The organism is Lelliottia sp. RD5, from assembly GCF_056032945.1.
Genome location: NZ_JBVYHQ010000001.1, coordinates 168,267 through 190,286, shown reverse-complemented (window position 1 = coordinate 190,286; position 22,020 = coordinate 168,267). Strand labels below are relative to the sequence as shown.

Sequence of the window (22,020 nt, the reverse complement as noted above, 5' to 3'; positions counted from 1 at the left end):
ACGCATCTCAAGGATTTGTCACTACTATGGCCCGATTGACTCGTTTGTTACCGCTGGCGGCACTGGTCCTCTCTGCTTGCTCGATTACTCCGCCCAAGGGCCCCGGCAAAAGCCCTGACGCACCGCAGTGGCGTCAGCATCAGCAGGAAGTGCGCAACCTAAGCCAGTATCAGACCCGCGGCGCTTTCGCTTATCTCTCCGACCAGCAAAAAGTGTACGCACGCTTTTTCTGGCAGCAAACCGGACAGGATCGTTATCGTCTGCTTCTGCTGAACCCGTTGGGAAGCACCGAGTTAGAACTCAAAGCGCAGCCGGGTGAAGCACAAATTACCGATAATAAAGGCCAGCAGTACACCGGCACCGATGCCGAAGAGATGATTGGCAAGTTGACGGGAATGCCGATTCCTATCAACAGCCTGCGTCAATGGATCCTGGGCCTCCCGGGCGATGCGACGGATTACAAACTTGACGATCAGTACCGTCTTAGCCAAATCAACTACAGCCAGAACGGTAAAACCTGGAAAGTGGTGTACGGCGGTTATGACAGTGCCAGTAAACCCGCGCTGCCATCCAGTATGGAACTGACCGAAGGCGGCCAGCGCATTAAGCTGAAAATGGACAACTGGATCGTTAAATGATGACCCAATGGCCCTCCCCGGCAAAACTGAACCTGTTTTTGTACATTACCGGCCAGCGTGCTGACGGATATCACACACTGCAGACGCTGTTTCAGTTTGTTGATTATGGCGACACGATCTCCATTGAGCCGCGTCAGGACGGCGAAATCCATTTGCTGACGCCGGTTGACGGCGTCGCCAGTGAAGACAACCTGATCGTGCGCGCTGCGCGGCTCTTAATAAAAGCGGCGGCAAATTCAGGGCGGTTACCTGAGCATTATGGTGCCGATATTGGCGTCGAAAAACGCCTGCCTATGGGCGGTGGTCTGGGTGGCGGGTCGTCAAATGCGGCAACGGTGCTGGTCGTGCTAAATCATCTATGGGGCTGCGGATTTTCGCAGGATGAGCTGGCAACGCTCGGGCTGACGCTGGGTGCCGATGTGCCGGTATTCGTTCGCGGTCATGCAGCCTTTGCCGAAGGCATTGGCGAGATTATTACCCCCGTCGATCCGCCGGAAAAATGGTATCTTGTCGCACACCCTGACGTGAGTATTCCAACGCCGGTTATTTTTAACGATCCGGATTTGCCGAGAAACACGCCTGTGCGGTCAATAGAGACGTTACTAAAATGTGAATTCGGCAACGATTGCGAGGTTATCGCAAGAAAACGTTTTCGTAAGGTTGATGCGGCGCTTTCCTGGCTGTTAGAATATGCGCCGTCGCGCCTGACTGGCACAGGTTCGTGTGTTTTTGCTGAATTTGACACCGAATCCGCCGCTCGTCAGGTGCTAGAGCAAGCTCCGGAATGGCTGCATGGTTTTGTAGCACGTGGGATGAACACGTCCCCCCTACAGCAGACCATTCTGGCGCAGACTGAGTTTCGGTGACAACGTCACCCTGTTCCAGACGTTGCATCGCGCTCTTTAATACACCGCCTGGATAGCGTTCGCCTGGCCCGCACAGTTTGTGGCGAAAGTTATCCACCATTGGACGCATGCCTGAGGTTCTTCTCGTGCCTGATATGAAGCTTTTTGCTGGTAACGCCACCCCGGAACTAGCACAACGTATTGCCAACCGCCTGTACACTTCCCTCGGCGACGCCGCTGTAGGTCGCTTTAGCGACGGCGAAGTCAGCGTACAAATTAACGAAAATGTACGCGGTGGTGATATTTTCATCATCCAGTCCACCTGTGCTCCAACTAACGACAACCTGATGGAATTGGTTGTTATGGTCGATGCCCTGCGCCGTGCTTCTGCAGGCCGTATCACGGCTGTTATTCCTTACTTTGGTTATGCCCGCCAGGACCGTCGCGTCCGTTCAGCGCGTGTTCCCATTACCGCTAAAGTTGTTGCTGACTTCCTGTCGAGCGTTGGTGTTGACCGCGTTCTGACCGTTGACCTGCACGCAGAACAGATCCAGGGCTTCTTCGACGTTCCGGTTGATAACGTATTCGGTAGCCCAATCCTGCTCGAAGATATGTTGCAGCTGAATCTGGACAACCCAATTGTGGTTTCCCCGGATATCGGTGGCGTAGTTCGCGCGCGTGCAATTGCAAAACTGCTCAACGATACCGACATGGCTATCATCGATAAACGCCGTCCGCGCGCTAACGTTTCTCAGGTGATGCACATCATCGGTGATGTTGCTGGCCGTGACTGCGTTCTGGTTGATGACATGATCGATACCGGCGGCACGCTGTGTAAAGCCGCCGAAGCACTGAAAGAACGTGGTGCTAAACGTGTGTTTGCATACGCAACTCACCCGATTTTCTCGGGTAATGCGGTCAATAACCTGCGCAACTCCGTGATCGACGAAGTTGTGGTTTGCGATACCATTCCACTCAGTGAAGAGATCAAGGCGCTGCCAAACGTGCGTACTCTGACCCTGTCCGGAATGTTGGCCGAAGCGATTCGTCGTATCAGCAACGAAGAATCCATCTCTGCTATGTTCGAGCATTAATCGAACCCAGCGCAAAAACCCGCTGCGGCGGGTTTTTTTGTCTGGAATATTCATTTGTATGATCAATGCCAACTTCACCTGCCATTCACATGACAGATGATGCGCTCTCGGATGAAAGATAATTGTGAAAAATATTGTCCCCTCACATGTTCTGCCCTTTCGCGCCCTCATCGACGCCTGCTGGAAAGAAAAATACACCTCATCGCGATTTATCCGCGATCTGATTGCCGGTATCACCGTCGGGATCATCGCCATCCCGCTGGCAATGGCGCTGGCTATTGCGAGCGGCGTTGCCCCGCAGTACGGGCTTTATACTTCAGCCGTTGCCGGCATTGTGATTGCCCTCACCGGCGGGTCACGTTTCAGCGTATCTGGCCCGACCGCCGCCTTCGTGGTGATCCTCTATCCCGTCTCACAGCAGTTTGGACTAGGGGGTTTACTGGTTGCCACGCTGATGTCCGGCCTCTTTTTGATCCTGTTTGGGCTGGCACGTTTTGGCAGACTGATTGAGTACATTCCGCTTTCCGTGACGCTAGGCTTTACCTCCGGGATCGGCATTACCATCGGGACCATGCAAATTAAGGATTTCCTGGGTTTGCAGCTCGCGCACGTCCCTGAACACTATCTGCAAAAAGTCGGGGCGTTGTTTATGGCGCTCCCTACGGCTAATCTGGGTGATGCCGCGATTGGTATCGTCACGCTGGGGACGTTAATTCTCTGGCCGCGACTAGGCATCCGTGTGCCGGGTCATTTACCCGCGCTGTTACTGGGTTGTACAGTCATGGGGGCGGTCAATTTGCTGGGTGGACACGTTGCTACCATCGGCTCGCAGTTCCACTATATTCTGGCGGATGGCTCTCAGGGTAGCGGCATCCCACAGTTGCTGCCGCAGCTTGTGCTGCCATGGGATCTGCCGGGTTCCAGCTTTACTCTGAGCTGGGATTCGTTGCGCGCGCTGCTTCCCGCCGCGTTCTCCATGGCAATGTTGGGTGCGATAGAATCGCTCCTCTGCGCCGTTGTCCTCGATGGCATGACCGGCACCAAGCACAATGCCAATGGCGAACTGGTTGGACAGGGACTAGGCAACATTATCGCCCCGTTCTTCGGCGGTATTACCGCGACGGCCGCGATTGCGCGCTCTGCCGCTAACGTGCGCGCTGGGGCCACGTCACCCGTTTCTGCAATTATTCACGCGCTGCTGGTTATCCTCGCCCTGCTGGCTCTGGCACCCTTGCTGTCATGGCTGCCGCTGTCCGCGATGGCTGCCCTGCTGTTGATGGTCGCGTGGAACATGAGCGAGGCGCATAAAGTGGTGCATCTGCTGCGCCGTGCGCCAAAAGACGACATTATTGTGATGCTCATCTGCATGTCGCTGACGGTGTTGTTTGATATGGTGATCGCCATTAGCGTGGGGATCGTACTGGCATCGCTGTTGTTCATGCGTCGCATTGCGCAGATGACGCGGTTGGCTCCAGTCAATGTTGATGTCCCTGAGGATGTACTGGTTCTGCGCGTCATAGGCCCACTATTTTTTGCGGCGGCAGAAGGTCTGTTTAGCGATCTGGAATCCCGAATTCAGGGTAAACGCATTGTGGTGTTGAAGTGGGATGCGGTTCCGGTACTCGATGCGGGTGGTCTGGATGCCTTCCAGCGTTTTGTCGATCGTCTACCGGACGGCTGCGAGCTACGCGTCAGTAATCTGGAATTCCAGCCACTGCGCACGATGGCGCGTGCCGCTGTGCATCCGATCCCTGGACGGCTGGCGTTTTATCCCAACCGCGAGGCGGCATTAGCGGATCTCTCCTGATACCGCTGTCGGGCGGTAATACTCTCCTTCAGACATAAAAAAACGGCTCCCGGGAGCCGTTTTTTTATTCACATAGCGCGTCAGCTGTGCTTGTGCTGGTCGCGGCGGCAGCGTTTATCATAGTGACGCACCCACCAATATCTGTCGCTCACCTGTTCATGACCGCTCACGCGTGCGCCCGCAAGCCACAGAACCGCCCCAACGAAGATGCTAAGAATCGCACCATGGGCGAAATATTGCGGCAGGTCAATCTGAGGCAACTGGTTTAAAATTGAATAACCCACGCCTGCTACCATCACGAACAGGCCCAATCCCATTAGCACATTACCGAGTCGTGAAGCGTTTTTGCGTTTCATATATCACCTCCGCAGCCTGGGTTGCAGGGAAAATGTCCCTAATCCTTGTGTGTAAAGTATAGACACCACCCCTTTTATGAGTTGCGTGAATGATCACATTAATGACTCTCGTCACAACAAAAGTTTACAAATAAGCGTCTGAACAACATGAAATTCTAATGATTCAACTGCGTCATTATTCGCAAATACCCCTTCCTTTCGCAGAATTTTGTCAATCGGCGCGGCAAACAGTAAACTACGCGCCAAATCTGGAACCTTTAGGAATTGAAAACGTGACGATTAAATTGATTGTCGGCCTTGCCAACCCCGGTGCGGAATACGCGGCAACCCGCCATAACGCCGGTGCCTGGTATGTTGATTTACTGGCTGAGCGGTTGCGTGCTCCCCTGCGTGAGGAGCCGAAATTCTTTGGCTATACCTCGCGCATCAATCTGGCGGGTGCAGATGTGCGCTTGCTGGTTCCAACGACGTTCATGAATTTAAGCGGCAAAGCGGTGGCCGCGATGGCGACATTTTATCGCATTAATCCGGATGAAATTCTGGTCGCTCACGATGAACTCGACTTACCGCCAGGCGTGGCGAAATTTAAACTGGGCGGCGGGCACGGCGGGCACAATGGCCTGAAGGACATCATCAGCAAGCTTGGTAATAACCCAAACTTTCATCGCTTACGTGTAGGAATTGGTCATCCCGGTGATAAAAATAAAGTTGTGGGTTTTGTGTTAGGCAAACCGCCGAGTTCGGAACAGAAGCTCATCGACGAAGCAGTAGACGAAGCGGCGCGCTGTACTGAAATCTGGTTGCAGGATGGCTTAACCAAAGCGACCAATCGCCTGCATGCTTTCAGAGCGCAATAATCCCGACGTTCAGGCTTTTTTACCGCGCGTGACGCAGGTTACGTGTATAATAGGCAAAGTTATTTACTTTTCTTCAATCGGTTAATGCTAACGGGTTGAATATCAAGACATTAAGGTGATTTAAAGATGGGATTTAAATGCGGTATCGTTGGCCTGCCAAACGTTGGCAAATCCACCCTGTTTAACGCGCTCACCAAAGCGGGCATCGAAGCAGCAAACTTCCCGTTCTGTACCATTGAGCCGAACACCGGTGTCGTGCCGATGCCCGATCCTCGTCTGGACCAGCTCGCGGAAATTGTTAAGCCGCAGCGTATTCTGCCGACGACTATGGAATTCGTGGACATCGCTGGTCTGGTTAAAGGCGCGTCCAAAGGCGAAGGCCTGGGCAACCAGTTCCTGACAAACATCCGTGAAACCGAAGCGATCGGTCACGTGGTTCGCTGCTTCGAAAACGACAACATCATCCACGTGAATAATAAAGTGGATCCGGCTGACGATATCGACGTGATTAACACCGAGCTGGCGCTGTCTGACCTGGACACCTGCGAGCGCGCGATTCATCGCGTGCAGAAACGCGCTAAAGGCGGTGATAAAGACGCGAAAGCGGAACTGGCTGCGCTGGAAAAATGTCTGCCTCAGCTCGAAAACGCGGGTATGCTGCGTTCCCTGGCGCTGACCGAAGAAGACAAAGCAGCGATCAAATACCTGAGCTTCCTGACGCTCAAGCCAACCATGTATATCGCTAACGTTAACGAAGACGGTTTTGAAAACAACCCGTACCTCGATAAAGTGCGTGAAATCGCCGCTGGCGAAGGGTCTGTGGTTGTGGCGGTGTGCGCTGCCGTTGAGTCTGACATTGCTGAACTTGACGACGCCGATCGCGAAGAGTTCATGGCCGAGCTCGGCATTGAAGAGCCGGGTCTGAACCGCGTGATTCGCGCAGGCTACGAGCTGCTGAATCTGCAAACCTACTTCACCGCAGGCGTCAAAGAAGTCCGCGCATGGACGATCCCGGTTGGCGCTACCGCTCCACAGGCCGCCGGTAAGATCCATACCGATTTCGAAAAAGGCTTTATTCGCGCTCAAACCATCGCGTTTGAAGACTTCATCGCCTACAAGGGCGAGCAAGGTGCGAAAGAAGCCGGCAAAATGCGCGCTGAAGGTAAAGACTACATCGTAAAAGATGGCGATGTGATGAACTTCCTGTTCAACGTCTAACGCTTTCCGCTTTTTCATGGGATTATGAGAAACCCCGTGAAGACTGCCTGAAACATTTAAATCCACGCTTTGGCGTGGATTTTTTTATGACAAAATGGATACGGTAGTCACTCACCCAAATCCACCAGCAGCAACGTGCCAAAGCTCCCCGGCGGCACATGGTGATTCGCCCCCTTCGGTACAAAGCAAAACTCACCCGCAGCGAGCGTAAAATGCTGTTCCTCAATCACCAGCGGCAGCTCACCGTCAAGTACCAGCAGCATCTCTTCAAAATCATTGTGTACTTCCCAGGGAATGCCCTCTCCGCCCATTTTAATGACTTTGATTCTGGCATTTCCTACCGCGCCCAAAATGCGCGACTGCCAGATTTGCGGCAGATCTGCCGCGACGCTCGCAATTGACGTTTTCATCCCTTTCCCTCTCTGTATTTTGCCGACATTTTTATTGCGCGAGACGAAAGGTTTAGCATGATAAAGATAAAATACTGTTACTAATTCGTTGAATTATCATTAACAAAAATCTTCTAAGATTAGCTAATAATCGGCTTAAAACGTAAATGAAGCCGCTTTCAATCCGCATAGTCAGGAGTTCCCATGAATAACACACGACGCTCAGTACCCGGAATCCGACACTATGACGGTCCAGCCGGCGGATGGGGGGCCTTAAAAGCCACCGCCATTGCCGTGCGCACGCAAATGGATACCTTCGAAGCACCCGCCACGTTGCTTAATACCAACCAGCCTGATGGATTTGACTGCCCAGGCTGTGCGTGGCCGGATAAAGAACACAAATCAACGTTCCAGTTCTGCGAAAACGGGGCCAAAGCCGTGACGTGGGAAGCTACCAACAAGCGCGTCACGCCGGCTTTTTTTGCCGAAAATACCGTTACGTCACTGCTGGCAAAAAGCGACTTTGAACTGGAAGGCTATGGTCGTCTCACGCACCCGCTTGAGTATCATCAAGAGAGCGATACATTTCGCCCGGTGGAATGGGAACACGCCTTCGCCCGCATCGGCGAAGTATTGCGCGATCTCCCTGCCGACGCCGTCGAGTTTTACACCTCTGGCCGCGCATCCAATGAAGCCGCGTATCTGTTTCAGCTTTTTGCACGCGAGCTGGGCACCAATAATTTTCCTGATTGTTCCAATATGTGCCATGAAGCCACCAGCGTAGGTTTGCCTCGCTCAATCGGCATTGGTAAAGGCACGGTTTCGCTGGATGATTTTGATAACACCGAGCTGGTCATTTCGATTGGTCATAATCCTGGGACTAACCATCCGCGCATGATGGGCACGCTGCATGAGCTGGCCCGTCGCGGAGTGCCGATTATCGTCCTCAACCCGATGCGTGAAAGAGCGCTGGAACGGTTTGCCGATCCGCAAAGCGTTATCGAGATGGCAACCTACGGCTCAACGGATATTGCGTCGACCTATTTCCAGGTTAAAGCCGGAGGCGACGCCGCCGCACTGAAAGGTATCGCGAAGCATCTGCTGGCGCTTGAGGCTCAACAAGGCAATGTGCTGGACAACGAGTTTATTGCTCAACACACACAAGGTTTTGACGCCTTTTCCGCTGACATTACCGCGACCCCATGGGAAGCCATTGAGCGCGAATCGGGTCTTACCCGAGCCGATCTGGAAACTGTCGCAGTTGCGTATGCCAAATCGAATGCCACCATCATCACCTATGGCATGGGGATCACCCAGCACAACAAAGGCACGTCTAACGTGCGGCTGATCGCCGATTTGTTGCTGATGCGCGGCAATATCGGCAAGCCAGGCGCCGGAATTTGCCCCCTGCGCGGCCATTCAAACGTGCAAGGCAACCGGACGGTGGGCATCACCGAAAAGCCCTCCGCCGCCTTTTTGTCGCGGATTGAAGAGGTCTTCGGTTTTACGCCGCCGTCTAAACACGGGCATGATGCGGTGCAAACCACGCAGGCCATGATCGCCGGGCAAGCAAAAGCCTTGATCTGCCTGGGCGGTAACTTTGCCGTGGCGATGCCCGAGCACGAGCGCGTTTTCCCGGCTATGCGCACGCTGGATTTGAGCGTCCATGTCGGCACCAAGCTGAACCGTACGCATCTGCTGACCGCCAAAGAGACATTTATTTTCCCCTGCCTGGGACGTACTGAGCTGGATATGCAGCAGACCGGCAAACAGTCCATCACCGTTGAAGACTCCATGTCGATGGTCCACGCCTCCTCAGGCAAGCTCAAGCCCGCATCGCCTCATCTGCTCTCTGAACCAGCAATTGTGGCGGGAATGGCTCAAGCAACGCTTCCGAACAGCAGTGTCGCCTGGCAGGAGCTGGTAACGAATTACGATTTGATCCGTGATTTAATTGAAAAAACGTTGCCGGGCTTCGACCGCTACAACGAACGCATCAGAACGCCGGGGGGCTTTCGCATGCCGTTACCGCCAACGGAGCGCGTCTGGCCCACCCCAACCGGCAAAGCGATGTTCTCTGTGTTTGACGGCGTCGATGAGAATATCAATGGCACAGGGGACAACGTTCTGCGGCTGGTCACGCTGCGCAGTCACGATCAGTACAACACCACGATTTATGCCCTGGATGACCGCTATCGTGGGGTGTTTGGCCGCCGGGACGTGCTGTTTATGAATGAAGGAGATATGGCACAGCTGGGGCTGGAGCATGGCGACCGCGTGGACATTACCACTGCGCTACCGGATAGCAAACTGCGTCTGGACGATATCACCGTGGTGGCGTATCACATCGCCAGCGGCACGGTCGGGGCGTATTATCCGGAAGCCAACGTGTTAGTCCCGCTGGATTATCTGGATAAGGAGAGCGGAACGCCGTCCTACAAATCTGTGCCGGTTACCGTTACCCTGCGCTCAAAAGAGATCCGCGCGATATAGTCGCTACGCCGACGCCGCGGCAAACACGCCCGGCGTCGTGCCAAAATGCGCGCGAAAATGTTTTATCAAATGGCTCTGATCGAAAAAGCCCACGTCGCTGGCAACCTGCGCAGCGCTCACGCCTTTCGCGAGCAACGCTTTAGCGCGCACCAGCCGAAGCTGCGTCAGATACTGATGGACAGAAAGCCCGGTCATGTTCTGAAAAGTGCGCATAAAGTAGAACTCGCTTAACCCCGCCACCTCAGCAATCTCTTTTACCGAAACGGGATGCATATAGGCGCATTGCAGAAAATCGACCGCCCGACGGATATCCGTGCGCACAACGTCCTGCCGTCCCTTGCTCACAGAACGTTCTCCGTAGCGCCCAACCAGCAGATTCAGCACCTGATACATCACGCACTCTTTTTCCAGCGGATCGCGACTTTCACTCAGCACGGCCGAGGCCTGCAGCATGCTGCGTGCCAGTTTGGGATCGTGACGCATGCCTTCGGTACCAAAATTGACCTCGCCCTTGCCGCGAAGCACCGTTTCAGCCACACCGTTCAGCAGGGCTTGCGAGGGATAAAAGGCGCAATAGTCCCAGCCTTCGTCGCGCTGCACCGCTTCGCCGGTATGCACTTCGCCCGGGGCGATGATCATCACCGTCCCCGGCGCGGCGATCCCCTGCTCTCGACAGATGCGCGTGCGTTGCGCCCCGCGAGCAAAGGCGGCGATAACAAATTCATCATGGAAATGAGCCGGATAACTGTGCTCGTAGCAGGACGCCCGCAGGATCTCCATCCCGCCGTGGAGGCCCTTGTCGCGCCAGAGCTTGATTTCATCCCGCGATTCTCTCATTCCGTCTATGCCTTTCGCCCTTGAAGTGAATTATTTCTGCCAGTGAGCAGGATTTTACTATAGCGATTTTCCCCAATTCTTAAGATTATCATTCAGTGACGTATAAATGAGACAAATAGATGTTGATGAATATAAAGACTTCTCAGCGAAACGACGCCCGCGCGGAATTTCGCGCAGGCATCACCGCCTGCTTGCCCACCATCCCCGGCTACTGGAGTATCGGTTTTGCCGCCGGAGCGATCGGAACGCTGTCGGGATTTACGACCGTCCAGACCGCGCTGTTGGCAAGTGCGCTGTACGCCGGTTCGGCGCAGTTTCTTTTTTATTCTCTGTGGGCGACGGGCGCAGAAATCGCGTCGGTCGTTTTAAGCGTGTTCCTGGTGAATCTTCGTTATCTGCTGATGAGTTCCGCAATGAGTCTGTTCTTTCGTGACTACACCACAACGCAAAAAATCATCAGCGGGCTGCTGCTTACCGACGAAACCTTTGGCGTCGCCGTGCAGCAAGGTAGTCAGCAAAATAGCGTGCCCTACGCGTGGATGCTGGGGCTCAATCTGGCCGCCTGGATCAACTGGATCCTCGCCTGCGTGGTCGGCGCGGGGCTGGCATCTGCCCTGCCACCGTCGTTAATGGAAGGGTTGAGCTTTAGTCTGGTGTCGATGTTTATCGGCCTGGTCTTGATGATCTGGTTTGCCAGCCGCCGAAAAGCGCTGGAATCCTTCAGCATCGCCACGGCGGTAATCATCACGTTGCTGACGGCCAGCCATACCGATATGAGCGTGGTGGTGATTGTGGCCGCGTCCGTTTCCGCCACGCTGGCGACGCTTGGCTTGCGCCTCTTCAGCCGAGGGGAGAAATAAAATGGAGCGGAATATTTTACTGGCAATTATGGCCTGCGCGGTCGTCACGGCGTTGATGCGCACGGTGCCGATTTTACTGCTGTCCCGATTCCGTCTGGCGTCCATATTACAGCAGTGGCTAAGTTTCATTCCCTCGGCGATTATGGCCGCGATTGTCACCGCCGAACTGATGGGCAAACCGGCGCTTACACCCTCCGGGATCAGCCTGTCGCTGCTGGCCGCACTGGCGGCCACGCTGGCAGGCATCGTCACGCGCAGCCTGTTTGCGACCGTCCTTGCCGGCATGGTGGCGTTTTCAGGGTTAAGCTATTTTCTGATGGGCTAGTTTACAGGTGGGTCACGCCCTTTCGCGCCGCCTCATCGCGCCAGTCCAGCAACACAGTATAGGGCTGGCGCGTCACCTCGCTAAATCCGCCGATGAACATGTCATCGCATATTTGCCGGTATTTTGTCGCGCTCACCAGGTCATTCAGCGCGGCCCGGATGTGGGAAAGCGTCTCTTGCGTGGTGGTCTTCGCCGTAATCAGCGGCAATCCCGGCGCTGGCGGGCTTTCGCCAATCACTGTCAATCCGTCGATCAGAGTCGGTTCGTGGCGCTGTAAAAGTGCCCAGGTGATGCAATCGATAGCCGCAATATCCGCCGCACCGCGCGTAATCTCGATCAATGATTTTCGATGGCTACCGCTGATAACGACACGTTCGAAAAACGGCGCATCGGGGTGAAGCGACGTGACCATTTTCAGCAACACGTTATAGCCCGATTGCGAATCGCGCGCGTTGCACGCCACGCGTTTCCCCTTGAAATCCGCCAGCGTCTGTTGCGTATCCGTCAGGCGCGCCACTAAAAAACTGCGGTAATGAATCCCGTCGCAGCCGGGTGCGGTGTAATGAAAGCACCCTACCGTCTGCACGTCCGGTAGCTGCGTCATCAGCGGGAAACCGCAGGTCTGGCTGAGCAACAAATCCGGGTGACGCCAGTGCGACAACAAATTGTCCTCCGGCCCGCAGGCATTGAGATGACTCATACGCACACCGTGTTCAGCGAGCAACGTCCGCACGGCAAACGTTAACGCCTCATTGTCGGCGCGTTTCACGGCATACATTGGCAACGCAAAGAGATTACTCATGTGTCTCGCTTGTCTTCACTCCAGGATGGACCGTCACATCCACAGTTTTTGCCCAAAAATGTCGTAACCACTCGCCATAGCCGCCAACCACAAATGCGTGGTTACGCCGCTGATAGTCCGCTTTATCACGCAAATAGATGTCTCTCAGGCCGTACCAGGGCACGCCCGGGAGATCGTGATGCACAGAATGATAGTTGAGATTCAGAAACAGCACGCGCCAGGGGAGCGACGCCTCGTTGATCACCGAGCGCGCCAGCGGATCGTCTGCGGCTCGATGCTCGTAAAAAGAGCGAATTTTGGTCAGCGCCAGCGCCGGATAACTTACGACCAGCACAAAATACAGCGCAGAAAATCCGCGCCCTTCCATCCAGACAAACAGTCCCGCCAGCAGTGCGGCATGCACCAGCCACATCGCCATGGCTTGGTAGTGTAAATCCCGAAATGCCCGCCCTGCACTCGCCAGCGTCTGACCAATATCCAGCAGAGGCGCTAACAGCAGTCTTCCAGGGAACGTATTGCGCAGATGAATGATTTTACGCTGCCAGGGTGAAAACTGCGCCCAGCTTGCGTCGGTGAAATAGTACGACTCGGGATCGTCCGTCGGCACCGTCAGGCGATCGTGGCGATGATGTGCCAGATGCGAATCACGATACAGCCCGTACGGATACCAGACGGCGAGCGGCAATGTGCCCAGCAGCTGGTTAAACCACACCACGCGGGTAGGATGACCGTGGATCAATTCATGCTGCAGCGACAGATACCAGGCGGTAAACCCGATAAGCAACAGCGTGGAGGGGATGAGGCCGAGGGTTTGCCAGAAAATCAGCGTTGAAAACCAACCGCCGTAAACCCCCGTAATCACCATCCAGGTCGGGAATTCACTGCGCCACAGCCAGCCTTGCGAGAGACGCCGTATCAATGCGCGCTGCTCTTCATGTAAATAGTAAGACGATCCTTTACCCATCTGTCCCAGCGCCATTTCCGCAGTCTTTGTTTAATTCATGAAGATCTGAGATCACGCCGGAAATGACAAAGAATTTAAATGGCTAATCTTTGCCAAAATGTCGCAAGGAAAGACGTGACAGGAAACGTTAACGGCGGGATCGTCGTATTCCTGGAACTGGGCGCGCTGATTATCGTCGCCATTGCGAGGCAGCACGCGGTTCACGCCCAAAAAGTACAGCCCGCCGTGTGAACTAAACGCCCCTTTACGGGGCGTTTTCTCATTCCGCCGTCACCGGTTTGACCCGAACGCCTGCCAGCACAATCACCATGGCGGAGACCAGCAGCAGGCCGCTGCCGGCAAATACGCCGCTGGCCCCGTTGAGGTCAAATATCGCACCACCGCCTGCCGCGCCAGCACCAATCGCAAACTGAATGGAGGCGACCAGCAACCCGCCCGCGCTTTCGGCTTCGTCCGGCACGGTCGTGGCAAGCCAGGTCGACCAGCCAACGGGCACCAGCCCAAACGCAAATCCCCACAGCGCCACCAGCAGACCGTCCAGCATCGCCAGATGGCCAAACGCCACCAACATCAATGCCAGGATGCCCATCACGAAAGGAACCAGCGCCAGCGTCAGGCGCAAATTCCGCGCAAGCAACATCCCGGCAATGGACGTGCCGACAAAATTCGCCAGCCCGAAGCCAAGCAGGATCAGGGAGATGGTCTCTACGCTGGCCTGTCCAACGGTTTCGAGGAACGGACGCAGATAGGTGAAGAAGGCAAAATGTCCGCTGAAAATCAGCACCGTCGCCAGTAAACCGCCAATCATCCCCGGACGGCGCAGCACGCGCAGAAGCGTCGCCAGGCTGCCGCTACTCTCCGGCTTCATTGACGGCAGCACCCAGAGCTGCCAGAGCAGCGCTACAATGCTCGGCACAATGCAGAGGATAAAGACGTTGCGCCAGCCAATCAGGCTACCGAGATAGCTACCGAGCGGTGCGGCAACCACGGTGGCGACCGACACGCTGGAGAAGATCACCGCCAGCGCTTTTGGCACTTTATCCGCAGGCACCAGCCGCATCGCCGTCGCCGTCGACATCGCCCAGAAACCGCCAATGGCAATCCCCAGCAGTAAACGACCAAACAGCAACACGTTGAGCGTGGGCGCAAATGCCACCAGCAGACTGGAGATAATTTGCAGCACCGAGAAAAACATCAGTACCCAGCGACGATCGATATTTTTCGTCGCTGGCGTTATCAGCAAACCGGTGACCAGCGCAACCAGCGCCGTTGCCGTGACCGCCTGCCCGGCCATGCCTTCGGTCACCCCCAGACTTGCCGCCATCGGTGTTAATAAACTGGCGGGTAAAAACTCGGCCGTAATCAGGCCAAATACCCCCAGTCCCAGTGAATAGACGGCTCGCCAGGCGGGTTTTGCGGGCACGATTGCCTCACTCGCCGCGATACATGAACTCATCGGTTGCTCTCCCGTTAAAATAATGTGACAACTGTCACGAATCATAGGGCGTTCCCCACGGACGATCTATGACATATAATCTCCACTTATTGATTATTCGTCCGGAGTTGTCTCCATGACCGTTCAGCCACCCGATATGATCAGCGAGCTTTTGCGCGGAATGCGGCTTTCAGGCGTGAAATATCGTCGCATCGAAACCACCTCGCCCTTTGGCGTGTCGTTTGCCTATGTGGCCGGCAAAGCGCAGTTTCATTTCGTGAGTCAGGGTACAGCGCTGCTGCGCATGGAGAGCGGCGCGCGCTTTACCCTGAACAGTGGCGATGCGCTGTTTATCCCGAACGGTAACGCGCACGCCCTGCTTTCTGATGAAAACGCCACTGTGATCCCGGTTTCCGCCTATCCCAGTGAATCGATTTGCAACTCTGTCTGTGCCATCACCTGCGAGCCATGCCCTCAGAGTGATAAGACAGTGATATTCAGCGGGTGTATGGACTTTGAGCTAGGCGGGATGCAGCCGCTGATCAAAGCGATGCCAGAAGTGATGATGGTGAGTCGCCTGATGTCGACGTGGCCCGAGATCCATCCGTTGCTGGCGGCAATGGAACGCGAATCCATGACGCGCCAGGTGGGGTTTGCCGGAATTCTGGCGCGTCTGGCTGATGTGGTCGCCGCACTCATCGTGCGTGGCTGGGTTGAAGCGGGTTGCGGCAAAGCCACCGGCTGGGTACAGGTTTTGCGCGATCCGCGCCTCAGCCGCGCGATTTATGCCATGCACCAGCAGCCTGGTGTCAACTGGAGCGTGGCGGAGCTGGCAAAAGAAGCCGGCACGTCGCGATCCGTTTTTGCCGAGCGCTTTTTGTCGGCCACCGGTACGACACCGGCAAAATACTTAAGCGAGCTGCGGATGCGGCTGGCGATTCAGTACATTCGTCATGAGCATCAGCCCATTGAAACCGTTGCGCTGCGCCTGGGCTATGGTTCACTTGCGGCGTTCAGCCGGGCGTTTAAACGCATTGTCGGTCAGGCGCCCGGTGCCTTACGGGAAACCACCCCGATTGCAGAGGAGATCTAAACAGTAAATCGTCTGGTTCTGCCTAAAGTGGGATGTTCAACACGCGAAGCCGGCGATATTCGTCTAAGGTTTTCAGGTGATTGACGACAGCGGTCACGCTGCTCGCAAATAAAAAGGAGAAGAATCGATGACGATAATTGATCTGCGCCGTCCTGCGGCTTTAACGCTGGCGCTGCGCGTCGCATTGGGAGGCGCACTGCTCGCCGTGTCTGCGTTCGGCCATGCCGAAGAGGCACAATCCACGCAAAAGCAGTCGCCGGATATTCTGCTCGGCCCCCTGTTTGTTGACGTGCAGACCGCAAAATTATTCCCTGATCAAAAAACCTTTGCCGACGCGGTACCAAAAAGCGATCCCCTGATGATCCTGGCGGATTACCGCATGCAGCATAAACAGTCCAGCTTTGACCTGCGACACTTTGTCGAGATGAACTTCAGCCTGCCGGGCGAAGGGGAAAAATATGTTCCTCCCGCCGGGCAGAACTTACGGGAACATATTGACGGTTTATGGCCGGTGCTGACGCGCACCACTGATAAGGCCAGCAAATGGGATTCACTGCTTCCGTTGCCTAAACCCTATGTCGTGCCGGGCGGGCGTTTCCGAGAGGTCTATTACTGGGACAGCTACTTCACCATGCTGGGCCTGGCCGAGAGCGGCCACTGGGACAAAATCAGCGATATGGTGGCGAACTTTGCCTACGAACTCGACGCCTGGGGCCATATCCCCAACGGTAACCGCAGCTATTATCTGAGCCGCTCCCAACCGCCGTTCTTCTCCCTGATGGTTGAGCTGCTGGCGACGCATGATAAAGAGGCACTGAAAACCTATCGTCCGCAGATGGAAAAAGAGTACGCCTATTGGATGGAAGGCGCAGAGAGCTTACAGCCGGGGCAGGCGAATAAACGTGTGGTGAAACTGGATGATGGTTCGATTCTGAACCGCTATTGGGATGACCGCGATACGCCCCGCCCTGAATCCTGGCTTGATGACGTGACCACCGCTAAAAATAACCCGAACCGTCCGGCGACGGAGATCTATCGCGATCTGCGATCTGCGGCGGCGTCTGGCTGGGACTTTAGCTCCCGCTGGATGGACGATCCGCAAAAGCTCGGGACGATCCGTACCACCAGTATTGTGCCCGTCGACCTGAACGCCCTGATGTTCAAGATGGAAAAACTGCTGGCAAAAGCGAGCCAGGAATCGGGCGATGCTGCCGCGGCCAGCAAGTATGAAAACCTGGCGACGTCTCGTCAAAAAGCCATGGAAAACCATCTGTGGAATGACAAAGAGGGCTGGTACGCCGATTACGATCTGAAGAGCAAAAAGGTGCGTAATCAGCTGACTGCCGCCGCACTGTTCCCGCTGTATGTAAACGCGGCGTCACAGGATCGCGCCGCGAAAGTCGCCAGCGCGACGGCCTCGCGTCTGCTTAAACCGGGGGGAATTTCGACCACCACCGTCAATAGCGGCCAGCAGTGGGACGCGCCAAACGGCTGGGCACCTTTACAATGGGTTGCCGCTGAAGGGCTGCAAAACTACGGTCATGAAAAAGTGGCGATGGATGTCACCTGGCGCTTCCTGACCAACGTTCAGCACACCTACGATCGCGAGCAAAAACTGGTCGAGAAATATGACGTTTCTACCACCGGAACGGGCGGCGGCGGAGGCGAGTATCCATTGCAGGATGGATTCGGCTGGACCAACGGCGTGACGTTAAAAATGCTGGATCTCGTGTGTCCGAAAGAGAAACCGTGCGACAGCGTACCGGCTTCACAGCCGGCGGCGAACGAGGATGTTGCTCCGCAATCGTCAACGCAGAAGAGTGTGGCGCAGTAGCCAGAACGTTATTTTATGGCTTACATCCTATAAGTGGATAGCAACAAAACGGCAACCTCAGTTGCCGTTTTACTTTTTAGCCCTACCCTGAACTTAATCAGAAACTGTAGCTTGCCCCGACCTGATAAGTACGGTCGCGCCCAATCCAGCAGTTTGTGGCGTCATAACAGGTAAGGGTTTCTTTATTGGTGATGTTCTGCGCACTGGCCTTAATGGTCAGCCCTTCAAGAGAAGGCATAATTTCACCCATACGATAAGACGCCGCCAGATCGTACTGAGTTGTTCCGCCCAGTTTGCCCTGGTCGTTAGTCGGCGCAATCTCCATTGGCCCGGTGTAACGCGCACCGGCGCCGAGATTCAATCCTTTGACCGGCGTGCTGTCGAAGGTGTAATCCCCCCAAAGCGTAAAGGCATTCTCCGGCACCTGCGTCGGTCGTTTGCCCTGATACTTATCATCTTCGGTATTGATGGCGTGGGTATACGCGTAGTTGCCGATCAAGGTCAGATTATCGGTTGGACGGCTGACGACGGACAACTCTGCCCCTTTCGACTCTACTTCGCCCGTCTGACGATAGTTCAGGAAACCGGGATCGGTGGTCACTACATTTTTCTGGCGAATATTGAACACTGACGCTGTCAGCGTAGTGGCATACTCTTCCAGCAGGTATTTGACCCCGCCTTCCATCTGTTTGCTGGTGGTGGGTTTGACGTCTTTCGCCATTAACGTGCCCTGCGGCGAAACCGGTGCAAAGCCCTCTGAGTAACTGATAAACGGTGAAATTCCGTTTTCAAAAGCGTACAGCGCACCCAGTCGCTTGGTCACGCGATCCTGCGATACCCACGCCTTGTCGCCATTTTGCAGATAGTTGGTGGTAACCGAACGGTAATCGTCGTAACGCACGCTGCCGAGCAGATTGAGGCCGCCAAACTCCACCTGATCCTGCAGGTAGTAACCGTTTTGCTGATAGCTCAGGCGGTTTTTCTGCGCGGTATACAGGCCCAATGCGCTTTCGCTGATTTGCGTGTAATCCGGGTCACGCATATCAATGCCAGGCGTTGCCGATGCGTAGCGATAATGGAAATGGGAATTCAGTTTTTGATAATCAAAGCCCGCCAGCAAGTGATGCTTCCATTCACCAAGGGTCACGGTTTTAGTCACCTGGTTATCAATGTTAATGCTGTGCAGATCTTCATCTGTGGTGTACGCAAAGCGGTTGAGCTGGTAAACCTCGCTGCCCGCGCCCGTTGAATAGACGCTGCGCTGATGGGTGTCGACGTCAAAATAGCGCGCTTTTTGGTTGAAGCCCCAGCCGCTGTCAAATTCATGTTCAAAGCTGTAACCCAGCATCCACTGACGCTGTTTGAAGCCGCTCCACTCATCGCCCGCGTAGTCGCGTCGGCCAGCATATTTCGACCGCAAATAGGACAGCGGCAAAGGGTTAGATGGCGAAAGACTCGGGGTATTTTGCGCCAGCGCGTCAAGGGTGAGACGCGTTTTGCTATCAGGCTGCCAGGTGACAGAAGGCGCAACCAGATAGTTTTCCGTGCGCGTGGTATGTGGCTGATCGTCACCTTCGGTCGCTTTACCCAGCAGGCGGTAATTCCAGTCGCTGTCGGCGATTTGCCCTGTGGAATCCAGATAGCCCTCTTTCAGATTGCGTGTGCCGGTATTAACGCCCACTTCCGTGTGCTGTTCTTTTTGCGGCTTTTTGCCCTGAATATTCACCAGCCCGCCGGGGGAACCGCCGCCGTACAAGGCAGACGCGGGCCCTTTGAGAATATCCACGCTCTCGATTAACAGGGGATCGATCCGCGCTTTGGTATTCCCGGTGACGTTATAGGGCAGTTGAAGACCGTTGTAATACTCTTGCTCCACGGTGAAGCCGCGAATTTTGTATTCGCTCATATACGAGGTATTGCCACGCACTTCGGTGGACACGCCCGGCGCGTAGCGCAGAATTTCATTGACCGAGTTTGCGTGGCGCTGTTCGATCTCCGTGGCCGATATCGTGTTTATCACCTGCGGGGTTTTACTTTCAGCCACGGCGGATTTTGTGGCGCTGTTGGTCCATCCGGGCAGCGCGCTGTTTTGCTCCGTCCCGCTGACCACGATGGTGGTTTCCTGAGCAAACGCGGGCGTGCGCAACGCCAGCGTGACCGCGCCTGCCAACGCACATATCGCAAAATGTGAGGTTTTCATATTGTCGTCTTATTATTAGAAATGGCTAGAAACGACAATTATTCTCATTTCGATTTACAAAGCAATATCAAGACCAAAAAAAACGGCCCTCACATGAGAGCCGTTGATGTTTGCTTACGCACGCCTGAGTAGACGGAATATTGCCAACACGACAATGGCACCCACGACAGCCACCAGGAAACTGTGCAAGTTGAAGCCACTTACGCTACCGCCAACGCCAAACATCGTCGCCAGCCAGCCTCCCACTACCGCACCAATCACACCCAGTACACAGGTCAGAATAAAGCCGCCGCCATCACGTCCAGGCATGATGAATTTTGCGATAATACCGGCAATCAGACCAAACACAATCCACGCGATGATACCCATACGATGCCCTCTTGCAGATTAAATGCATGCGCTGAAACCTTCCGCGCAAGTGACTTAAGTATAGGACAGCGCGCGAAAACCATTCTTTGTCACCGACTTAATTACGTCTCATTTTTAAAAAAATTCACCGGTTTGTATTAAGTTCTTTCGTTTACTGCCGATACTTCATCGACAGTCTGTCAGACAACCGAGGAGCCATTCGGCGTGAGTAATTACAGTGAGCAGTTCCTGAAGCAAAATCCGCTGGCTGTATTAGGGGTATTACGCGACCTGCATAAGGGCGAAGTTCCTTTGCGTATCAGTTGGTCTACAAATCAGTTTATCAGCAAGATCCTTGAAGCCACCCCTGAGCGACTGGTCATCGACCTCGGTAGTCAGGAATATGAAAACCGGGCGGCGTTGCGCGCGCAAAATCTCTCCGTGATGGCGGAAACGAAAGGCGCGAAAGTCGAATTTGTCCTGCCGCAATTGATTCATGGCGACTATCAGGGTCTGCCTGCTTTTTTTGCGCCGTTACCCAACAGCGTGTGGTTTGTTCAGCGCCGTGAGTATTTTCGTATCAACGCCCCGCTGCATCCGTCCTATTTTTGTAAAGCCAAAATGCCGGATAAAAAAGAGATCCGCTTTCGCCTGTTTGACCTTTCGTTAGGCGGCATGGGCGCATTAATGGATACGGCAAGGCCGGAAGGTTTGGTCGAAGGGATGCGTTTTTCGCAGATTGAGCTGGATATGGGCGGCTGGGGACGGTTTTACTTTGACGCGCAGTTGATAGCCATTAGCGAACGCAAAGTCGTGGACAGCAAAAACGAAACCATTACTACGCCACGTCTGAGCTTCCGCTTTCTGAATGTCGGCCCGGGCGCCGAGCGCGAACTCCAGCGTATTATTTTCTCACTGGAGCGAGAAGCGCGGGAACGCGCGAATAAAGTGATTTGATACGTGCCGGACAGCAACGTGCTACCCGGCAACGGCATTACATGGCGTCCATAGCTTTCTGAACTTTCCAGATATAGCGTGGGGCCTGTGGTGCCGGATGATTCTTCGCAACATGGTCAACAAATTCGTTTTTATCCATGCCGTTGATCTCTTCAATCGCTTCTTTGCGATCCGACGAGAAAGTTCGCAGCAGTGCGCCCGCGCCGTTGACGTAAGAAACCACCAGCGCGTACTGCATCACTTCCGGATCGTCGATACCCTTCAGAACCCCATGTTCCAGAATGCTCAAATACGCCGTACCCATTGAGATATTCCGTTCCGGATTTTTCAGCTCGCTGGTCGACGGCTGACCTTTCCAGCCCATGTAGCGGTACACTTCGCGTCCTGCCGTAGAGGCTTTAAGCTGCATTAAACCGACCGCATTCGATTTGCTTACAAGTTCAGGATTGCCTCCAGACTCCACCGCGATAATCGCCGTGATCAGCCGCGGGCTCACGCCCCAGGACTTCCCGGCTTTTTCAGTGACAGGCATCCATTGCATCGCACGTTTCACGGGCAATTCCGGATTCCATGGCGGATTTTGATAATCTTTTTTAGTACTACACCCCGCCAGCAATACGATCAAAATAGCAAACCATCTCAATTTCACGTCATCTGTCCTTATATCC

21 protein-coding genes are annotated in these 22,020 nt (G+C 54.7%); 12 read left to right on the top strand and 9 right to left on the bottom strand.

What is annotated here, in order from left to right:
- Positions 1-26 precede the first annotated feature (26 nt).
- The 4 genes from lolB (at position 27) to dauA (ending at position 4,384) form a co-directional block, all read left to right on the top strand.
- Positions 27-638 carry a lipoprotein insertase outer membrane protein LolB gene (lolB, locus tag AC0LWE_RS01010; protein WP_059179778.1) on the top strand — a complete coding sequence of 204 codons (612 nt, stop codon included), beginning with the start codon at positions 27-29 and terminating at the stop codon, positions 636-638.
- Entirely contained in the window at positions 635-1,504 is an 870-nt protein-coding gene (ispE, locus tag AC0LWE_RS01005) for a 4-(cytidine 5'-diphospho)-2-C-methyl-D-erythritol kinase (protein ID WP_216981286.1), read from the top strand. Before lolB ends, ispE begins: the two co-directional genes overlap by 4 nt.
- A gap of 125 nt (positions 1,505-1,629) precedes the next feature.
- Positions 1,630-2,577, top strand: a complete 948-nt coding sequence (gene prs, locus AC0LWE_RS01000; RefSeq protein WP_012017724.1) for a ribose-phosphate diphosphokinase — start codon at positions 1,630-1,632, stop codon at positions 2,575-2,577.
- Positions 2,578-2,701: 124 nt separating this feature from the next.
- Positions 2,702-4,384 (top strand): C4-dicarboxylic acid transporter DauA, encoded by a 1,683-nt coding sequence (dauA, locus tag AC0LWE_RS00995; RefSeq protein ID WP_219347664.1) that lies wholly within the window; start codon positions 2,702-2,704, stop codon positions 4,382-4,384.
- A gap of 80 nt (positions 4,385-4,464) precedes the next feature.
- On the opposite strand, the gene ychH is transcribed toward dauA, so the two are convergent.
- The gene (gene ychH / locus AC0LWE_RS00990) at positions 4,465-4,740 is read right to left on the bottom strand and encodes a stress-induced protein YchH (protein WP_012017726.1); all 276 of its coding nucleotides are present in this window, start codon (positions 4,738-4,740) and stop codon (positions 4,465-4,467) included.
- Between the two features lie 272 nt (positions 4,741-5,012).
- Here ychH and pth point away from each other — a divergent pair, with 272 nt between their 5' ends.
- Together pth and ychF are read left to right on the top strand one after the other, a co-directional pair.
- On the top strand, positions 5,013-5,597 hold the full coding sequence (gene pth / locus AC0LWE_RS00985; RefSeq protein WP_174343295.1) for an aminoacyl-tRNA hydrolase: 585 nt from the start codon (positions 5,013-5,015) through the stop codon (positions 5,595-5,597).
- Positions 5,598-5,723: 126 nt separating this feature from the next.
- Complete coding sequence (gene ychF / locus AC0LWE_RS00980; protein WP_059179774.1) at positions 5,724-6,815, top strand: redox-regulated ATPase YchF; 1,092 nt, start codon at positions 5,724-5,726, stop codon at positions 6,813-6,815.
- Between the two features lie 107 nt (positions 6,816-6,922).
- Here ychF and AC0LWE_RS00975 read toward each other — a convergent pair whose 3' ends face one another.
- On the bottom strand, positions 6,923-7,225 hold the full coding sequence (locus AC0LWE_RS00975) for a cupin domain-containing protein (protein ID WP_219347663.1): 303 nt from the start codon (positions 7,223-7,225) through the stop codon (positions 6,923-6,925).
- Positions 7,226-7,408: 183 nt separating this feature from the next.
- Between AC0LWE_RS00975 and AC0LWE_RS00970 the strand changes: the two genes are divergently transcribed.
- Entirely contained in the window at positions 7,409-9,697 is a 2,289-nt protein-coding gene (locus AC0LWE_RS00970; RefSeq protein WP_202667838.1) for an FdhF/YdeP family oxidoreductase, read from the top strand.
- Between the two features lie 3 nt (positions 9,698-9,700).
- Here AC0LWE_RS00970 and AC0LWE_RS00965 read toward each other — a convergent pair whose 3' ends face one another.
- The gene (locus AC0LWE_RS00965; protein WP_219347662.1) at positions 9,701-10,534 is read right to left on the bottom strand and encodes an AraC family transcriptional regulator; all 834 of its coding nucleotides are present in this window, start codon (positions 10,532-10,534) and stop codon (positions 9,701-9,703) included.
- A gap of 119 nt (positions 10,535-10,653) precedes the next feature.
- Between AC0LWE_RS00965 and AC0LWE_RS00960 the strand changes: the two genes are divergently transcribed.
- Both AC0LWE_RS00960 and AC0LWE_RS00955 read left to right on the top strand, forming a co-directional pair.
- Positions 10,654-11,394, top strand: a complete 741-nt coding sequence (locus AC0LWE_RS00960; protein WP_219347661.1) for an AzlC family ABC transporter permease — start codon at positions 10,654-10,656, stop codon at positions 11,392-11,394.
- Position 11,395: 1 nt separating this feature from the next.
- The gene (locus AC0LWE_RS00955; RefSeq protein ID WP_202667836.1) at positions 11,396-11,719 is read left to right on the top strand and encodes an AzlD domain-containing protein; all 324 of its coding nucleotides are present in this window, start codon (positions 11,396-11,398) and stop codon (positions 11,717-11,719) included.
- A gap of 1 nt (position 11,720) precedes the next feature.
- Here the strand turns inward: AC0LWE_RS00955 and AC0LWE_RS00950 are convergent, their stop codons facing one another.
- The 3 genes from AC0LWE_RS00950 to AC0LWE_RS00940 form a co-directional block, all read right to left on the bottom strand.
- Entirely contained in the window at positions 11,721-12,521 is an 801-nt protein-coding gene (locus AC0LWE_RS00950; protein ID WP_202693021.1) for a phosphate/phosphite/phosphonate ABC transporter substrate-binding protein, read from the bottom strand.
- Positions 12,514-13,485, bottom strand: coding sequence for a fatty acid desaturase (locus AC0LWE_RS00945; protein WP_202693296.1), 972 nt, complete (start codon positions 13,483-13,485; stop codon positions 12,514-12,516). Before AC0LWE_RS00945 ends, AC0LWE_RS00950 begins: the two co-directional genes overlap by 8 nt.
- Before the next feature lie 259 nt (positions 13,486-13,744).
- Positions 13,745-14,941, bottom strand: a complete 1,197-nt coding sequence (locus tag AC0LWE_RS00940) for an MFS transporter (protein WP_202693022.1) — start codon at positions 14,939-14,941, stop codon at positions 13,745-13,747.
- A 115-nt stretch (positions 14,942-15,056) separates the two neighbouring features.
- Between AC0LWE_RS00940 and AC0LWE_RS00935 the strand changes: the two genes are divergently transcribed.
- Both AC0LWE_RS00935 and AC0LWE_RS00930 read left to right on the top strand, forming a co-directional pair.
- Complete coding sequence (locus AC0LWE_RS00935) at positions 15,057-16,013, top strand: AraC family transcriptional regulator (protein WP_219347660.1); 957 nt, start codon at positions 15,057-15,059, stop codon at positions 16,011-16,013.
- A 127-nt stretch (positions 16,014-16,140) separates the two neighbouring features.
- A complete protein-coding gene (locus AC0LWE_RS00930) occupies positions 16,141-17,847 on the top strand; it encodes an alpha,alpha-trehalase (RefSeq protein ID WP_202667833.1) in 1,707 nt (568 codons plus the stop codon).
- 97 nt (positions 17,848-17,944) lie between these two features.
- On the opposite strand, the gene AC0LWE_RS00925 is transcribed toward AC0LWE_RS00930, so the two are convergent.
- Entirely contained in the window at positions 17,945-20,047 is a 2,103-nt protein-coding gene (locus tag AC0LWE_RS00925) for a TonB-dependent siderophore receptor (RefSeq protein WP_219347659.1), read from the bottom strand.
- 114 nt (positions 20,048-20,161) lie between these two features.
- Complete coding sequence (locus tag AC0LWE_RS00920) at positions 20,162-20,416, bottom strand: GlsB/YeaQ/YmgE family stress response membrane protein (RefSeq protein ID WP_012017740.1); 255 nt, start codon at positions 20,414-20,416, stop codon at positions 20,162-20,164.
- A gap of 204 nt (positions 20,417-20,620) precedes the next feature.
- On the opposite strand from AC0LWE_RS00920, the gene ycgR reads away from it, so the two are divergent.
- On the top strand, positions 20,621-21,352 hold the full coding sequence (ycgR, locus tag AC0LWE_RS00915) for a flagellar brake protein YcgR (protein WP_202667831.1): 732 nt from the start codon (positions 20,621-20,623) through the stop codon (positions 21,350-21,352).
- A gap of 37 nt (positions 21,353-21,389) precedes the next feature.
- Here ycgR and emtA read toward each other — a convergent pair whose 3' ends face one another.
- Positions 21,390-22,001 carry a membrane-bound lytic murein transglycosylase EmtA gene (emtA, locus tag AC0LWE_RS00910; RefSeq protein WP_219347658.1) on the bottom strand — a complete coding sequence of 204 codons (612 nt, stop codon included), beginning with the start codon at positions 21,999-22,001 and terminating at the stop codon, positions 21,390-21,392.
- Between the last annotated feature and the right edge of the window lie 19 nt (positions 22,002-22,020).

Coding starts and splice junctions, on each gene's coding strand:
- AC0LWE_RS00930 (WP_202667833.1), top strand. CDS start 16,141: ATGACGATAATTGATCTGCGCCGTCCTGCGGCTTTAACGCTGGCGCTG.
- AC0LWE_RS00965 (WP_219347662.1), bottom strand. CDS start 10,534: ATGAGAGAATCGCGGGATGAAATCAAGCTCTGGCGCGACAAGGGCCTC.
- lolB (WP_059179778.1), top strand. CDS start 27: ATGGCCCGATTGACTCGTTTGTTACCGCTGGCGGCACTGGTCCTCTCT.
- AC0LWE_RS00950 (WP_202693021.1), bottom strand. CDS start 12,521: ATGAGTAATCTCTTTGCGTTGCCAATGTATGCCGTGAAACGCGCCGAC.
- AC0LWE_RS00945 (WP_202693296.1), bottom strand. CDS start 13,485: ATGGGTAAAGGATCGTCTTACTATTTACATGAAGAGCAGCGCGCATTG.
- AC0LWE_RS00935 (WP_219347660.1), top strand. CDS start 15,057: ATGACCGTTCAGCCACCCGATATGATCAGCGAGCTTTTGCGCGGAATG.
- AC0LWE_RS00925 (WP_219347659.1), bottom strand. CDS start 20,047: ATGAAAACCTCACATTTTGCGATATGTGCGTTGGCAGGCGCGGTCACG.
- AC0LWE_RS00975 (WP_219347663.1), bottom strand. CDS start 7,225: ATGAAAACGTCAATTGCGAGCGTCGCGGCAGATCTGCCGCAAATCTGG.
- ychH (WP_012017726.1), bottom strand. CDS start 4,740: ATGAAACGCAAAAACGCTTCACGACTCGGTAATGTGCTAATGGGATTG.
- AC0LWE_RS00955 (WP_202667836.1), top strand. CDS start 11,396: ATGGAGCGGAATATTTTACTGGCAATTATGGCCTGCGCGGTCGTCACG.
- ychF (WP_059179774.1), top strand. CDS start 5,724: ATGGGATTTAAATGCGGTATCGTTGGCCTGCCAAACGTTGGCAAATCC.
- AC0LWE_RS00960 (WP_219347661.1), top strand. CDS start 10,654: ATGTTGATGAATATAAAGACTTCTCAGCGAAACGACGCCCGCGCGGAA.
- ispE (WP_216981286.1), top strand. CDS start 635: ATGATGACCCAATGGCCCTCCCCGGCAAAACTGAACCTGTTTTTGTAC.
- AC0LWE_RS00940 (WP_202693022.1), bottom strand. CDS start 14,941: ATGAGTTCATGTATCGCGGCGAGTGAGGCAATCGTGCCCGCAAAACCC.
- AC0LWE_RS00920 (WP_012017740.1), bottom strand. CDS start 20,416: ATGGGTATCATCGCGTGGATTGTGTTTGGTCTGATTGCCGGTATTATC.
- AC0LWE_RS00970 (WP_202667838.1), top strand. CDS start 7,409: ATGAATAACACACGACGCTCAGTACCCGGAATCCGACACTATGACGGT.